This window comes from Bacillus sp. WC2503 (genome assembly GCF_052682895.1).
In genome coordinates this window covers 753,150-768,305 of the sequence record NZ_JBQYMD010000001.1, presented here as the reverse complement: position 1 = coordinate 768,305, position 15,156 = coordinate 753,150, and the positions used below count along the sequence as shown (strand labels likewise).

Genomic DNA, 15,156 nt, shown 5'->3' with positions numbered 1-15,156 from the left:
ATTACAGAAAAAAGTATACAAAAAAAAGAAAGTGAATTACTCCACTTCCTTCTCTTTCTTATCACGAAAAACTAATGCGCTACGGTTATACTCCACATCTTTTACTTGTAATCGAGTATTTATTACTCTAGCTACTGCAAACAAATAATCAGATAATCTATTTACATACTTTAGAACAACTTCATTTGTTTCCACTTCTTTTTTCAACGATACGATAGAGCGCTCTGCTCTTCTTACAACAGTACGTGCAATATGAATGGTAGCCGATGCCTCGCTACCACCTGGTAAAATAAAGCGTTCTAATGGTGGCGCTTCTTCTATATACAAATCAATCCTTCTTTCCAAGCTTTCGACCATTTCGATCGTTACTTTATAAGGGATTTTCTCCTCCACTATCGCCAAATCTCCCCCGCAATCAAATAGTTCATGTTGAATATTTTCAAGGTCATTGTAAACATCTCCAAATGCCCCGCCTTGTAGCTTAGTCATCGCATATCCAATATGAGAATTCGCCTCATCTATCGTGCCATATGCTTCTACACGAATATTATCTTTATCCACCCTGCCACCTATTACACTTGTTTTCCCTTTATCTCCTGTTTTCGTATATAATTTCATTTCTTCACAGCACCTCTCTCGATATTCTTAATTCGACTAAGATAGAAAAAAGTTCTACTATAATTTATTTAATTGATTTTACAAAAAAATAAAAAACAGTAGAACTTTATTTATTATTAACTTTAAAAACATATATCTAAATTATACGATTCGGCAAATATACAGAGAATGTAGTTCCTTCTCCAACAACACTTGAGACAGAAATTTTCCCATCATGGCCTTGAACAATATTTTTAGCAATCGCAAGCCCGAGTCCTGTTCCACCCTTTTTCCCGCGTGTTCTTGCTTTATCAGCTTTGTAAAAACGATCAAACAAGAATGGAATATCTTCTTCTGGAATACCAGCACCTGAATCTTGCACTTCGAAAGTAAGACCATTATTTTCCGTATGAATTACAAGTGCAACATGTCCACCTGCATTCGTATGACGAATTGCATTATCAATTAAATTCGTCAACACCTGTTCCATACGGTCTGCATCAAACGGATATTGTTCAATTGGACTTTGGAAATCTACTGTTAGTTCAACTTCTTTATCCTTTGCAATCCCTTGGAATTTACGGCCAATCTTTTCGACAAATGGATGAATATCTACTTCACCAATATGTAACTCTACGTGGCCACTTTCCATACGAGCTAAATCTAATAATTCATTTACAAGTTTACCTAAACGAACGGATTCATCATAAATGATTTGAACAAACTCATTAATTTCCTCTTTCGTTTGCACAATATCATCTAAAATCGCTTCACTATACCCTTGAAGCATGACCATTGGTGTACGAAGTTCATGTGATACATTGGCAATAAAGTCTTGACGCATCTTCTCAAGACGGCGTTCTTCCGTCATATCACGCAACACTGCTACAGCCCCACGAATTTTCGTTTGATTGTAAAGCGGCGTCATAAGAACTACGTAGTTACCTTTTTGCAAATTAATTTCAACAACTTGTTGTTGCTCACTTTCTACAACGCGATGGAATAGTTCCACAAGTTCAGAAGGTAGTTTTTTACTTAGCTCTATCTCTTTTTCTTCTTGCCAAACTTGTAAGAAATTTTCAGCCGGTGGATTAATAACTACGACTTCACCTTCTTGATTTAACGTAATAACTCCATCTGCCATACTACTCAAAATACTAGCTAACTGTTCTTTTTCTTGCTGCAAAGCATTCATATTAAACTTCAACTGTTTACCCATTTGATTTAAGGCCGTTGCAAGCTCACCAATTTCATCCTGAGATACCATAGGGGCCTTTGCATCAAACTTCCCACGTGCCACCTCAAAAGCAACCTCACGCATTTTACGAAGCGGTGCGGTAATTCGAGTAGATAAGAAGAACGCAAAGAAAGTTGTTAATATAATCGCAATCCCAGCCGATAAGAAAATAAAATCAGTCGTTCTCTCCATACCTTGTATTGGTACTTGTAAAGATTCATATACGAACACTGCACTTTGATTTTTTGATTGCACCGGTTTTCCGACAATCATAATATCATTTTCAGTATTTTTATTCTTCCTACTATTAGAAGCTTTTCTTATGTTGTTTTTAATTTCTTTTTTATCTTTAAAAACAGCAGCTAATTCTTTATCTTCTTTTAAATCATCTATTGTTAGCGTAACTAATCCTTCTTGTTTCGGAGAAGATGAAATCTCCTTACCATCTTCTACAATAATGATTCTTGAAAGTGGGTCAGAGAATTTATACGCGATATTCTCAATCGTTTTTACATCGGCACCTTCTTCAATTAACTCTGAAACACTTGTTGCAACTTTCTGAAGCCTAGCTTCACTCATATCAACATAATACGTTCTAAAAAACTGTGAAAGTAAAATCGCAACAAATCCAAGAACAAACGAAACGAGAAGTAATATGGTCATCCATAACTTCCCTACTACACTTCTCCAAAGCATCAGTCGTTCACAACCTCAAACTTGTAACCCACGCCCCAAACGGTAACAATCATCTTCGCAGCATCTGGTGATTTTTTACTTAATTTCTCACGTAAACGCTTTACATGCGTATCCACTGTACGTAAATCTCCGAAGAATTCATATTGCCATACTTCTTTCAACAATTGCTCTCGATCGAATACCTTATCAGGAGCTTTCGCTAAGAATAATAGTAATTCATATTCTTTCGGCGTTAAGTTCACTTCATTACCATCTGCAGTAACACGATGTGCATCGTTATCAATTGTTAAGTGCGGGAACACAGTAACATCTTTCGTCGTTGTATCTTGTGTAAAGAATGTTGTTGGTACAGCACGACGTAACACCGCTTTCACACGAAGCACTACTTCACGTGGGCTAAATGGTTTTACAATATAATCATCCGTTCCAACTTCAAATCCTTGTACCCGATTTACTTCTTCACCTTTTGCCGTCAACATAATAATTGGTGTCGCTTTTTTCTCACGAACCCCTTTGCACACTTCGATACCATCTTTACCAGGCATCATAAGATCCAATAAGATTAAATCATAATCATTTTGCAACGCCATTTCTAAAGCTGTATCACCATTATCTGCTTCCTCAATTGTGTATTGCTCTCTTTCTAAGTACATTTTCAATAAACGACGAATGCGATCCTCATCGTCTACAATTAAAATTCTAAATTCATTTTCCATTTCTACCCGCTGCATATTTTCACATCAGCGGTTCACACCTACCCTTCTACACTATTATATTGCGCTATTCTCGGTTATTTAAGCACTCCTCTAAATGTTTCACTTCCCACTATTATGCTTCACAAGAATAATAAAGTTTGTTCAATTTTTTTCCAAAACTATGTATTTTATTTGAACAGTATATTATGTCCTCGACATCATTTTACAAAATCAACCGCTACTTTGTCATGTTTTTCTCAAAAAAGAAGAAAATTTGACAAAAATAAAATAGGAAAGTGACATACACTCTCCTATTTTATTTCTCTATGCATATGAATGTAAACCCGCAATGATTAAGTTCACTACAATAAAGTTAAACATAATGATCGCAAAACCAATTACTGCAAGCCACGCTGATTTTTCCCCATGCCATCCTTTAGATAATCGTAAATGTAATACTGCCGCATAAAAGAGCCACGTTATAAGTGCCCAAACCTCTTTCGGATCCCACCCCCAAAAACGCGTCCATGCTATTTGAGCCCAAATCATCGCAAAAATTAGCGCACCTAATGTGAAAACTGGGAATCCAATTGCAATAGATCGATATCCGATTTCATCCAGTAAATCACTATTCGTATTCTTTACTAGTGGCTGAAGTGCCGCTGATACTCGTTTGCGTAAAACAAGTCTTAATACAACATAAAGTAGTGTTCCAACTATTACTGACCAAATAACAGTATTTAATTTTTTCGCATTTACAATCGCTGGAACTTCGACTGTCGGTTCTAATTTATTTTCTGTCAGTAACTTCCCTTCATGTGGTCCAACTAAAGCTGGGAGATTATACTTCATCTCGACTTGTTGTTCATTTTTATCAATCCATTGAAACTTAGCTTCATATTTCATACTGGAGAATACTGTCGTTACCGCAATAAATCCAACTGTACAAACAAGTGTGAACACTACCGTTTCTAACCAAAATGTACGTTTACTTCTCGTTGATTGATCTACATTTTTCAATAAATACATAACGCCCGTAATAAAACTAATTGCTAAAATTGCTTGTCCTGCTGCTGCAGTCGTCACGTGAATGTGTAACCAGTTACTTTTTAAAGATGGGATAAGCGGGGATATTTCCCTCGGGAACATACTTGCATAGGCAATTAATAAAAGAGCAACTGGTAATGCAAATAGTCCAATTATACTTACGCGGTACATAAAATACATTACAATAAATGCTCCGACAAGCATCATACCGAAAAACGTACCGAATTCGAAAAAGTTACTAACTGGCGCATGACCTGATGCAATCCACCTTGTAACAAAATATACTGTTTGTGCTATAAATCCTAAAATTGTAATCGTTATTCCTACATTTGCCCATTTATGACCCTTTTCTTTAATTGCTCCCCCAAAAAATAGAGTTGCTATTAAATATAAAATAAATGCGGTAAAGAGAAAGTTACTACTTATTTGCACCATATCGTTTCCCCACCTTAACTAATTTTTTTATCAATTACTTTATCATTTGGCTGTGGAATTGCTGTACCTTCTAGTATTCTTTCAATATCTTTCTTTAAACCGAACCAATTTTTATTCGTATGTCCTGCAATCCACCATTCATCATTAACACGTTGTATCCAAATACGGCGATGATTCCAATACATACCTTGAATGACACCAACCATAAATATAAATCCTCCAATACCAAGAATCCAAAGCGTTAAATCTTTCCTAACCGTTAGAGCTGTCGCATTTTGCATTTCAACACCTGCAAATGACATTTTATATTTGTTGTTTCCATCTGCTTCTATATTTTGCTGAATACCAACGAAACTCACTTCACCATCTGGCGTCTCAGGCGTAAACATTTTAAATACGAATGCAGGGTTGTTTGGTAATTTTGTTTTTGTATTCGGTTTTCCATTCTCATCAAAATAAAAATCTGGAAAATAGCTTAATAGTTCTAAAGAATAACCATTTCCTAAATCGTATTTTTCTGTAGGATTCGCTAAATCTACTTTAATTGGTCCCCACTTTTGATTATTTTCTTTGTTTTGCAAGTGGAAGGACATACTTTTAAATTCACTTTCTTTATAATCCACTTGATACACTGCAAATTGATCAAATTTCAATGGCTCATTCACGCGAATTTCCGCTTCTTTTACTTTTTCTAATTTCGGTTTTTGCCCTGCTATATTTTCGCCTACCGCTTTATATAATACTGCATTCGTTTGGAAGTTTTTCGCAATCATTTTATCCCCAACACGGTCTATCGCTTCATCAAAAACTTCCTTATCCTTACTTTTATCATAAACTTCTTTTATAAACTTCTCATTTTTTAAATAGTATTGACCATCCGTCCCTGGTACTTCTTTCGTTTCACCATCACGTAACCAAAGAGCTTCGTCTACGTACATACTCGGTAAAAAACGAAGCATCGCACCGAATAAAAAGATAATAAGGCCGATATGATTTACATATGGACCCCAACGTGAGAAACGTCCCTTTTCCGCTAAAACGTTTCCGTCTTCCACTTTCACGTTATAGTTTCTTTTCTTTAAATTCTTTTGCACTCTTTCCAAGTCACCATCTTGCGGAGTACCAGTCCCGTATAATCTTTGTCTCTTTAAAAAGCTAGGATGTCTTTTTACCCCTTGTTTTTTTAAAGCTTTATAAAGGGGAATAACACGGTCTAAACTACATATCACAAGTGAAGTACCGATAGAAGCAATTAAAATCATGTACCACCATGAACCGTATAAATTATTAAATCCTAATTGATAGTATAATTGCCCTAAAAATCCGTATTCCTGTTTATAATATTCAGCTGGTGCAATTCCTGGCGTTATGTACATTTCTTGCGGAAAAATTGTTCCTATCGCTGATGCAGCTAAAGTTATTACGATTAGCCATACACCTACTTTTACAGAAGAGAAAAAGCTCCAAATTTTATCGACTATCGTTTTTGTTTGCGTGAGAGATCTCCGCGCACTCCCCTCATAGCGCATATCCAATAGTTTTACATTTTCATTGCTTTCAAATGGTTTCCCACAAGCTTCACAAAAAATGGTTCCTATCGGATTAACATGTCCACACTCACATTTAATTTCTTTCAACACTCTCACCGCCCCTGTATCTATATGTACTATTGTATATTCTAACCTCAAGTTACCGCAATACTCAGAATTTTTAAATCAGAGGCGCTATAGACATGCACCTCTTATGTAAAGGCTTTCTTTATTACGGAGTAATTTTCTTCAAATAGCCTTCTAACTGTTCTTTCGTTTGTTCACCTATAATTTGCTCCACTACTTTTCCATCTTTATCAATCAAAAAGCTTGTCGGTAATGGACCTACTCCATATGTGCCTATGATTTTTGTTCCTTTATCAATGGCAACTGGGAATTTCAAATCATATTGTTTCACAAAGTTCTTAACAGCAATATCTGTTTCATCTGCATCTAACGCAATAATTTCAACGCCTTTTTCTTTATACTTTGGATATAATTCATTCATATAAGGCATTTCTTTTTCACAAGGTTTACACCAAGTTCCCCAAAAGTTTAAAAATACACCTTTACCCTTTAAGTCCTTTAATTCAATTTTCTTTCCTTCCAAATCCGTCACAACAAAATTAGGTGCTTCTTTCCCAATTTGCATTTTCTCTTTATCAGTGAAAAACCCTTGATAAAGGGTAAATCCTACAGCACCGCTTAAAATGAGCAGGATGATAACACGAAATAATAAGCGATTTTTCTTCATCTTGTCTCCCCTCTCCTCGGTAAATGGTATGTATTCTTTTCTGTAAATGTTATATTGAATAAATCACCAGCAGAGCACTCCACTGGTGAAATTTTAACTCTATAGCTTATCTTGGCTTTGTAGAAGCAAGCGCGCGTAATTGTTTTACCTCATGTGGTGTCAATTCTCTTGCATCACCAGGTCGCAAACTACCCACTTCTAAAAAGGCATAACGTTCACGTTTTAATTTCACTACTTTACAGTCTAACGCTTCAAACATACGACGTACTTGACGGTTACGGCCTTCGTGAATTGTTAATTGTACAATCGCCATCTCTTTACGCTTGTCCCAAGAAATAATTTTCACATTTGCTGGTGCTGTCTTTCCGTCTTCTAATGTAACACCTCGTTCTAACATGCGAATTTTCTCACCTGTTAATGGCCCTTTTATTTTTGCAACATATGTTTTTTCAACTTTATATCTCGGGTGCATTAATACATTAGCGAAGTCCCCATCGTTTGTCATTAATAATACGCCAGACGTATCATAATCTAAGCGTCCGATTGGGAATAAACGTTGTGTAATTTCAGGGAAAAAGTCTGTTACAACATTTCTTCCTTTATCATCTGATACACTTGAAATTACGCCAGTTGGTTTATATAGTAAAAAATAAACAGGTTCTTCTTTTTCAAGAGGGATGTTATTTACTTCTACTTTATCTTGAGGAGTTACTTTTGTTCCTAACTCCTTCACTATTTTTCCATTAACTTTCACTTTTCCTTGCTGAATTAATTCCTCAGCCTTTCTTCTCGATGCAATACCTGCTTGTGCAATCACTTTTTGTAATCGTTCCATTTCTTTTTTTCACCTCGAATTTATCTTACCTTACATTAGAAAGACTTGGCAACCGCATACGTTTTACGACTGTTCGCCTCGTCTCACTTAAACAACATAGCGATGATATTAAACATATAAAGGGCAAATCATGTTTTTATCCTTTATTATTGTCCATATTTTTCATATTTCTCACAATAAAAGTTCATCATTTTGTCAAAAATACTGCATAAAAAAACCACTATTAAGCTACACCTTAATAGTGGTCGTATACGTATTATAAGCGAAATAGCCTAAAAAATGAATAGTATTACTGAAACAATAAAGAAACAAACACAATTGAGCAAATAATCCCGATTAAATCTGCAAAAAGTCCTACTTTTAATGCATCCCCCATTTTTCTAATCCCAACAGCTCCGAAGTATACTGTTAAAATATAAAAAGTCGTATCTGTACTCCCTTGCATCGTAGAAGCTAATCTCCCAATAAACGAATCTGGTCCATATGTTGCAATTAAATCAGTCGTAATACTTAAACCAGCAGAACCCGAAATTGGACGTATAAGCGCAAGTGGAACGATTTCTGCTGGGACATGAATTAAATCTAACATCGGCTTCATTACAGATATCATCGCATCTAAAGCACCTGATGCCCGAAAAATAGAAATGGATACAAGCATTCCAACCATAAACGGTAAAATGGAAACTGCAATTTGAATCCCTTCTTTTCCTCCCTCAACGAACGATTCATACGTTGGGACTTTCTTTATCGTGCCATATAAAAGGATAAAACCAATTACACAAGGGATTACCCATAATGAAATTGTATTTACAATACTCATTTTTTCCGCCCCTTTCTACTCCTTCTTCGGTAAAAATAGCGGTCAATCCAAATTGCCCCAATCATAGAGAGCACTTGTGCAATGAATGTTACCCCAACAATTTCAGTAGGATTTGCTGATTCATAAGTCATTCGAATCGAAATGACGGTAGTAGGAATTAAAGTAATAGCTGATGTATTTAATGCTAGAAACGTCACCATAGAGCGACTGGCCGAATCCTTTCCTCCATTTAATTCTTTCAGTTGTTCCATCGCTTTAATACCAAGAGGGGTTGCTGCATTACCTAGTCCAAAAAAGTTCGCCATCATATTCGATAGAATAAATCCCATTGACGGATGATCCTTCGGTATTTCTGGAAACAACCTTTTTACTATCGGCATAAAAAGTGTAACTAACTTTTTTAACAACCCTGCTTCCTCTGCAATTTTCATTAAGCCAAGCCAAAATACTAAAACGCTAATAAGTCCTATGCAAATCGTTACCGCATCTTTTGACCCGTCAAATACAGCTTTCGTTACTTCTTCCATCGTTCCGTTTATCATGGCATACACAATCCCTATGACCGCCATCGCTGCCCAGACGAGATTAACCATCGTTCCCAACACCTATCATGTAAGAAAAAATTTCTTTCACATTGTTCCAGTACATACCCGTTGCAGCTACTAACTTCCGTTTACTATAAAATAAATTCCGTTCTCCGACTTTTTCATTACCAACATAAATGTCCGTCTTCCCAACCTTTACTCCATCCGTAAGTTTTGCACTTTTATCGAGTTCAACTTTTAATACTACGTTCTTTTTTTCTTCTTCAGTTAACGGTACCGAAAAACTATTTTTCGTATAAACATGATTGGCATATTTCTTTTCATTTATTTCAGCAAGCGCTCCTTGTCCTAAAACTTTTGTTTGCTTAAAACGTTCAAACCCTTTGTCAAATAGATTCATATGATCATCCCAATCACTAGAAGCACTCAAAGTTACGACAATTAAATCTAGTCCATCTTTTGATGCCGTTGTAACAAGCGTTCGTCCTGCTTTTTTCGTAAAACCTGTTTTCCCACCTGTTGCAAATTCATAATAGGATGTCACAAGCTTATGTTTATTTTTCCACGGATAATCCCATGAATTTGATTTATACGTTTTTGTGCCAAAAATTTTCTTAAAGGTCTCGTTCCCCATTGCATATTTCGTTAACAGTGCCATATCATAAGCCGAAGAATAATGAGAGCCATCTCCATCCAAACCATGAGGATTTGAGAAGTGAGTATCTTTCATTCCAATTTGTTTCGCCTTTTCATTCATTAAATATACGAACCCCTCTATACTCCCTCCTACATTTTCAGCAATTACTTGCGCTGCGTCATTACCTGATCTAAGCATAAGTCCGTATACTAAATCCTCTAGCTTCACTTTCTGTCCAGGTTTTAAATAAATCGCCGATCCTTCCACCCTGACTGCTTCATTACTAACTGATACCATTTCTTTCATTTTTCCTGATTCAGCAGCTAACAAGGCTGTCATAATTTTTGTTATACTAGCAATTTTTTGTGGCTCATGTTCTGCTTTTCCGTATAATACACGACCAGAACTTTGCTCCATTAATACAGCATTTCGAGCGCTAACATTACTGTTCATCTTTGCATATGTAGGAATCGGCATAACGCTTGCGTACATAATAAGAAGCGTAATGATTACACAAATTCGTCTCATATTTCCCCCCACGTCCTTTTGGCACTTTTTGTACAAGTGTATGCTTGGCCTTTTAAAATATGAACGAAATCTTCCTTCTGTTCCCATTAAAAAAGACGCAAAGAATTTGCGTCTAATATGGTGTCCATTCAATTTGTTTCGCAGTTTCAAATCTTTTTTCTACATCAGGCCAATTCACAACATTCCACCAGTTTTTAATATATTCATCTTTTCGATTTTGGTATTGTAAATAATACGCATGTTCCCATACATCTAGTACAAGGAGCGGTATCGTATCCCATTGTGTAAACAATTGATGAAGTGTACTCTGCAAAATTTCTAACCTTCCAGATCGGGGGACCCAAACGAGAATCGCCCAGCCCGAACCTTCTACTTTAGAGGCTGCTTCCGTAAAATGTTTTTGAAAACGTAAAAAGCTCCCAAAATCTTGTTCAATTTGTTGTGAAAAAGCCCCTCTTGGACTTCCACCACCATCTTTTTTCATGTTATTCCAAAATATCGTGTGTAAATAATGTCCTGATCCATGAAAAGCCGCTTCTCGTTCCCAATGCTTAATTAAATCAAATTGATTGGTTTTTCTCGCTTCCTCCATCATCTTCTCTGCTTTATTTAACCCTTCTACATAACTACGATGATGTTTATCATGGTGTAACATCATAATTTCTCTAGAAATATACGGCTCTAACGCGTTATATGGATAAGGTAATGGCGGGAGTGTATGCCCTCCAATTGGAACAGCTCGTTCACTATCCCCTCTTTCATATAGTTCATATTCCTCTTCTTGCATAAATACTTCCTGCAGATGATGTTGAATATGTTCTACATCATCGCTTATTTCATACATAAACTCCGCATCCGTTTCGTACTCATGCTCTTTCATACGCTCTAATAATGTCTGAATTTTATAAGCAAGCATATGGACATCATACACTTCCATTGCGCGGCTATCTAATACGTGAAGAACACTTTCACACCAACTTTCTACTTCATGAAAGTAATCTGTAAATACACCTTGCTGACTCATGTTACACCTCCTTATTGCTATCCACTTAAATATATTCAATGAAAATCCCTTATATAACTGTACAAAAGGAAAAGAAGCTAAGTCTCCTTAGCTTCTTTTCCTTAATTAGTATTTGTGTAACATCTTCGTTTGGTAATCTGTCTCATAATATTCTAGTTCTTCACGCATCAATTGAAATTTACCTTCTAAATTCTTCATCACTTTCTCTATAGATGAAGGTGGTGTTTGTTGAAAAACGATAGAATTTTTTCCTGTATATGCAGATCGACTATTTTCATACCAATGATCACTCTTCGGGGAAAAAAACTCTGCAATTACTTGATGATATATCTTATATAAAATTTTTTCAGCTGCTGTTTTTCGAAATGGCTGGCTATTCAGCAAAACAAAACATGCATCATGTCCTTCTTCGCAAAAAACGAGAAGACGTCTCATTGATGCTAATAACCCTTTATAATATTGCTCGTTCCCAGCTGGTGTCTCTTCTAATAAAAAAGGCAACGTATGATAATTTACATAATTGGTTATCAAAGTAATCGCATCTTCTAAAAATATAGAAACTTGTTCTGTTTGATTTTCAACCATCAAATTAGACATTTCTTCCCTCTCCCTTTCCATTTCACGCTATTTCTATTCTTTTATTTTTATGTAATTCAGCCAATATTTCTTGTACTTTCAACACTGTTCTCTCATCAAAATATTGTTGAAATTCTTCTATATTATTTAAATATAAACGTTTTTGCGCACGGAGCTCCTTATCTTTCACTAAACAACATATCGCTACAATATCCCGTAAATATATGTCTTGTTCTTCTACTTTACACACTGGATTTCCTTCAAAAGGAGTAATTTCTTGTATAACTTCTTCAAAATAGCGAACGTATAAAACTGAAAAAGTTTTCTCTTTATCATTTAATATATATGTCACTTCAGATCTGTTAAAAAAATCTTCTGATGTATTAGGTTTTGCTTTCTCTAACTCATGCCCCGCATAACCTATTATAATCATATACTTCCCCTCTCTTCCTTCTTTCACTCCATTTTAACTTAACTTTCTGATAAACGAAATATTCTTTTAAATATACCTATATAAAAAATAGCTTACCTATACAGGAATTTACCTTTTTATTTTTCTTGAAGTTTGTCATAATAATATTATTGTCTCAGTTTTCTTATACAAGGAGAGTTGTATTTATGTCGTTTTCATGGAAACGTTTCTTACAAATCGGGAAAATTATCTTCCCATTTGTTGTATTAACAGTTGTATTCTTTCAAGCAAAAAAAGAATTAGCGGGCATTTCTTTTTTAGAAGCGATTGATACAATTAAAAACATTCCAACTGGAGGAGTCTTTTTAGCAATTACACTTGGTGCATTCGCTGTATCAACGATGTTCTTTTATGATTATGTTATGCTTCGTTACTTAAAAGCTGATATACCTGTCCAAAAGATTTTCCGTATCTCATGGATTGCGAATACTTTAAATGGTTTTATTGGATTTGGTGGCCTCGTTGGAGCTGGTGTACGAACAATGCTTTATCGTCCATACATAAAAGAAAATGGAAAACTTATTAAAAGTATTGCCTGGATGACGACTGCCTTTATTAACGGATTAGCCATACTTTCATTCCTCGGTCTTATCGGAATATTAGACACAAGATTTATTTTGCATGAAAAACCGTGGTTATGGCCTGTCCTTATCTTCTTTGCCCTTTTCGTCCCTATATACATCGGCTTTTCTAAACTTAAAAATAGAAAAACAACGCAAACCGAAGGACAAGAAGAGGAAGAGAAAAATCCAACTGTTTTATACTCATTAGTTTCATTAGTCGAATGGGTATCTGCTGGTATCGTTATGTACGTCATTTTAATACTGTTTGGAATTGAAGTTGACTTTCAAAAGTTTTTAGGTGTATATGTAATTGCTGCCTTAGCTGGCGTCGTTAGTCTTGTCCCTGGTGGGCTTGGTTCATTTGACCTTGTCTTCTTAACTGGACTAGGACAATACGGCATTGATACAGGTGTTTTACTGCCTGCTATGTTACTATATCGCCTCGTCTATTACATTTTACCATTCTGCCTTGGTCTCATTTTTGCGGCTTTCGAAATGACAGGAGTGGCCATTAAAAAGTTTGAAGATAAACCTTTTATTGCGCCTGCATTAGAAACCACTGGCGTTATATGGACTTTGCAGCGTGACTTTCTAGGGAAATTAGGTTCATGGGCATCTGCTGCTTTAACAGTATTTGCTGGCTTAATGGTTATTTTATCGACTATTTTACCAACAAGTATAAACCGGGCACACGCCTTACATATTTTAGCTCCAAAGCATCTGATTCAGTTTTCTTTTAGCTTATCGCTAACATTCGGTATTCTCCTTCTAATCCTTTCAAGGGGAATATATTACGGAACAAAACGTTCTTATTATATGACAATTATTTCTTTAATTGGAGCCGCTATCTTTAATACGCTAAAAGGAATTGATATTGAAGAAACATTTATTTTGTTAATCGTACTCGCTGTATTATATATGCTTCGTAAAAGATTCGTACGCGAGAAAATGGAAGTCTCACTTTCTGATATCGTAAAAGTTTTTATATTCTTACTTGTAACGTTATATTTATATAAAAACTTAGGTATTTTATTTGCAGGTGCAAAAGAAGCTTTTAAACCTGATTTCGTCGTTCGTAATATTACCCAAGTGAAACGAAGTGCATTAGCAGCTGCCTTTTTCGTTCCTACTTTTTTACTAATTGGCTCACTCATTGCCAATCGTTATCGAAATGAATTTCCCGGGCAACCAGCAAATGATAAAAGGTTACAAAACTTCTTAGATGAACACGGTGGAAATGTACTTAGTCATTTAGGTTATTTAGGAGATAAACAATTCTTCTTTAGCAGTGATGGGAAGGCGCTCCTTCTCTTCTCCATAACTGGAAAACGTCTTGTTGTATTAGGTGATCCAATTGGCAACCCTTCCTCCTATCGTAATGTGTTGCAAGAGTTTTTAGCTGAAGCTGATCGATTCGGATACATTTGTGTATTTTATCAAATCGAAAGTAAATGGATGAGTTTATATCATGATTTTGGTTATAACTTCTTTAAACTTGGTGAAGAAGCTGTCGTTGATTTAAATACATTTACAATAACAGGAAAGAAACGCGCTGGTATGCGAGCGACTTTCAATCGTTTTGAAAGAGAAGGCTATACATTCTCTATTCATCAGCCGCCATTCTCAGACGAATTATTCGAAGAGTTACGGAAAGTTTCTGATGCATGGCTCGGTGGAAAAAAAGAGAAAGGTTTTTCACTCGGATACTTCGATCGTGAATATATTAGCCGTGCTCCTATCGCTACATTATCTGATGCGGATGGAAAGATTATCGCATTCACAACCTTTATGCCCGTATATCAAAACGGATCATTGTCTGTTGATTTAATGCGCTATTATCCAGATGCACCTAGTGGAATTATGGACGCAATTTTCATCCACTTATTCCAATGGGCAAAAGAAAATGAATATCACTCCTTTAATATTGGTATGGCGCCACTTTCCAATGTTGGGTTATCAACACAATCATTTTGGTCTGAAAGAGTTGCTGCTGCAATCTTTAATAACGTTCGTTATACGTATAGTTTCAGCGGATTACGACATTTTAAAGAGAAATACAAACCAGCATGGAGCGGTAAATATTTAGCATTTAGGAAGAATCATTCTTTACCAATTACGATGCTCTCTGTAACAAAACTAATAGGAAAAAGAAAAAACAGCTAAAAA

The 15,156-nt window shown here is 35.7% G+C and carries 14 protein-coding genes; 1 reads left to right on the top strand and 13 read right to left on the bottom strand.

From position 1 onward, the window contains the following. Positions 1–36: 36 nt before the first annotated feature. The 13 genes from ACUN26_RS04140 to ACUN26_RS04080 form a co-directional block, all read right to left on the bottom strand. Entirely contained in the window at positions 37–618 is a 582-nt protein-coding gene (locus tag ACUN26_RS04140) for a cob(I)yrinic acid a,c-diamide adenosyltransferase (protein ID WP_000781258.1), read from the bottom strand. Positions 619–754: 136 nt separating this feature from the next. Beyond that, entirely contained in the window at positions 755–2,530 is a 1,776-nt protein-coding gene (resE, locus tag ACUN26_RS04135) for a sensor histidine kinase ResE (protein ID WP_000964658.1), read from the bottom strand. Then, positions 2,530–3,246: a DNA-binding response regulator ResD gene (resD, locus tag ACUN26_RS04130; protein ID WP_000426665.1), complete on the bottom strand. Its 717-nt coding sequence runs from the start codon at positions 3,244–3,246 to the stop codon at positions 2,530–2,532. Before resD ends, resE begins: the two co-directional genes overlap by 1 nt. Positions 3,247–3,549: 303 nt before the next feature. Continuing rightward, positions 3,550–4,707: a cytochrome c biogenesis protein ResC gene (gene resC, locus ACUN26_RS04125; RefSeq protein ID WP_000250078.1), complete on the bottom strand. Its 1,158-nt coding sequence runs from the start codon at positions 4,705–4,707 to the stop codon at positions 3,550–3,552. Between the two features lie 14 nt (positions 4,708–4,721). Then, positions 4,722–6,347 carry a cytochrome c biogenesis protein ResB gene (resB, locus tag ACUN26_RS04120; RefSeq protein ID WP_000910514.1) on the bottom strand — a complete coding sequence of 542 codons (1,626 nt, stop codon included), beginning with the start codon at positions 6,345–6,347 and terminating at the stop codon, positions 4,722–4,724. Between the two features lie 121 nt (positions 6,348–6,468). Continuing rightward, positions 6,469–6,990 carry a thiol-disulfide oxidoreductase ResA gene (gene resA / locus ACUN26_RS04115; protein ID WP_000742208.1) on the bottom strand — a complete coding sequence of 174 codons (522 nt, stop codon included), beginning with the start codon at positions 6,988–6,990 and terminating at the stop codon, positions 6,469–6,471. A 106-nt stretch (positions 6,991–7,096) separates the two neighbouring features. Continuing rightward, complete coding sequence (rluB, locus tag ACUN26_RS04110) at positions 7,097–7,825, bottom strand: 23S rRNA pseudouridine(2605) synthase RluB (RefSeq protein ID WP_000440550.1); 729 nt, start codon at positions 7,823–7,825, stop codon at positions 7,097–7,099. Between the two features lie 289 nt (positions 7,826–8,114). Continuing rightward, positions 8,115–8,645, bottom strand: coding sequence for a spore maturation protein SpmB (spmB, locus tag ACUN26_RS04105; RefSeq protein ID WP_000029515.1), 531 nt, complete (start codon positions 8,643–8,645; stop codon positions 8,115–8,117). Next, positions 8,642–9,238, bottom strand: coding sequence for a spore maturation protein SpmA (gene spmA / locus ACUN26_RS04100; RefSeq protein ID WP_000247802.1), 597 nt, complete (start codon positions 9,236–9,238; stop codon positions 8,642–8,644). The genes spmB and spmA overlap by 4 nt, the downstream gene beginning before the upstream one ends. Next, positions 9,231–10,355: a D-alanyl-D-alanine carboxypeptidase DacB gene (dacB, locus tag ACUN26_RS04095; RefSeq protein ID WP_001252633.1), complete on the bottom strand. Its 1,125-nt coding sequence runs from the start codon at positions 10,353–10,355 to the stop codon at positions 9,231–9,233. The genes spmA and dacB overlap by 8 nt, the downstream gene beginning before the upstream one ends. Positions 10,356–10,467: 112 nt before the next feature. After that, on the bottom strand, positions 10,468–11,379 hold the full coding sequence (locus tag ACUN26_RS04090; protein WP_000082676.1) for a superoxide dismutase: 912 nt from the start codon (positions 11,377–11,379) through the stop codon (positions 10,468–10,470). Between the two features lie 105 nt (positions 11,380–11,484). After that, on the bottom strand, positions 11,485–11,976 hold the full coding sequence (locus tag ACUN26_RS04085) for a YpuI family protein (protein ID WP_000067559.1): 492 nt from the start codon (positions 11,974–11,976) through the stop codon (positions 11,485–11,487). 22 nt (positions 11,977–11,998) lie between these two features. Beyond that, a complete protein-coding gene (locus tag ACUN26_RS04080) occupies positions 11,999–12,388 on the bottom strand; it encodes a hypothetical protein (protein WP_000583780.1) in 390 nt (129 codons plus the stop codon). 185 nt (positions 12,389–12,573) lie between these two features. Between ACUN26_RS04080 and mprF the strand changes: the two genes are divergently transcribed. After that, complete coding sequence (mprF, locus tag ACUN26_RS04075; protein WP_000010883.1) at positions 12,574–15,153, top strand: bifunctional lysylphosphatidylglycerol flippase/synthetase MprF; 2,580 nt, start codon at positions 12,574–12,576, stop codon at positions 15,151–15,153. Positions 15,154–15,156 lie beyond the last annotated feature (3 nt).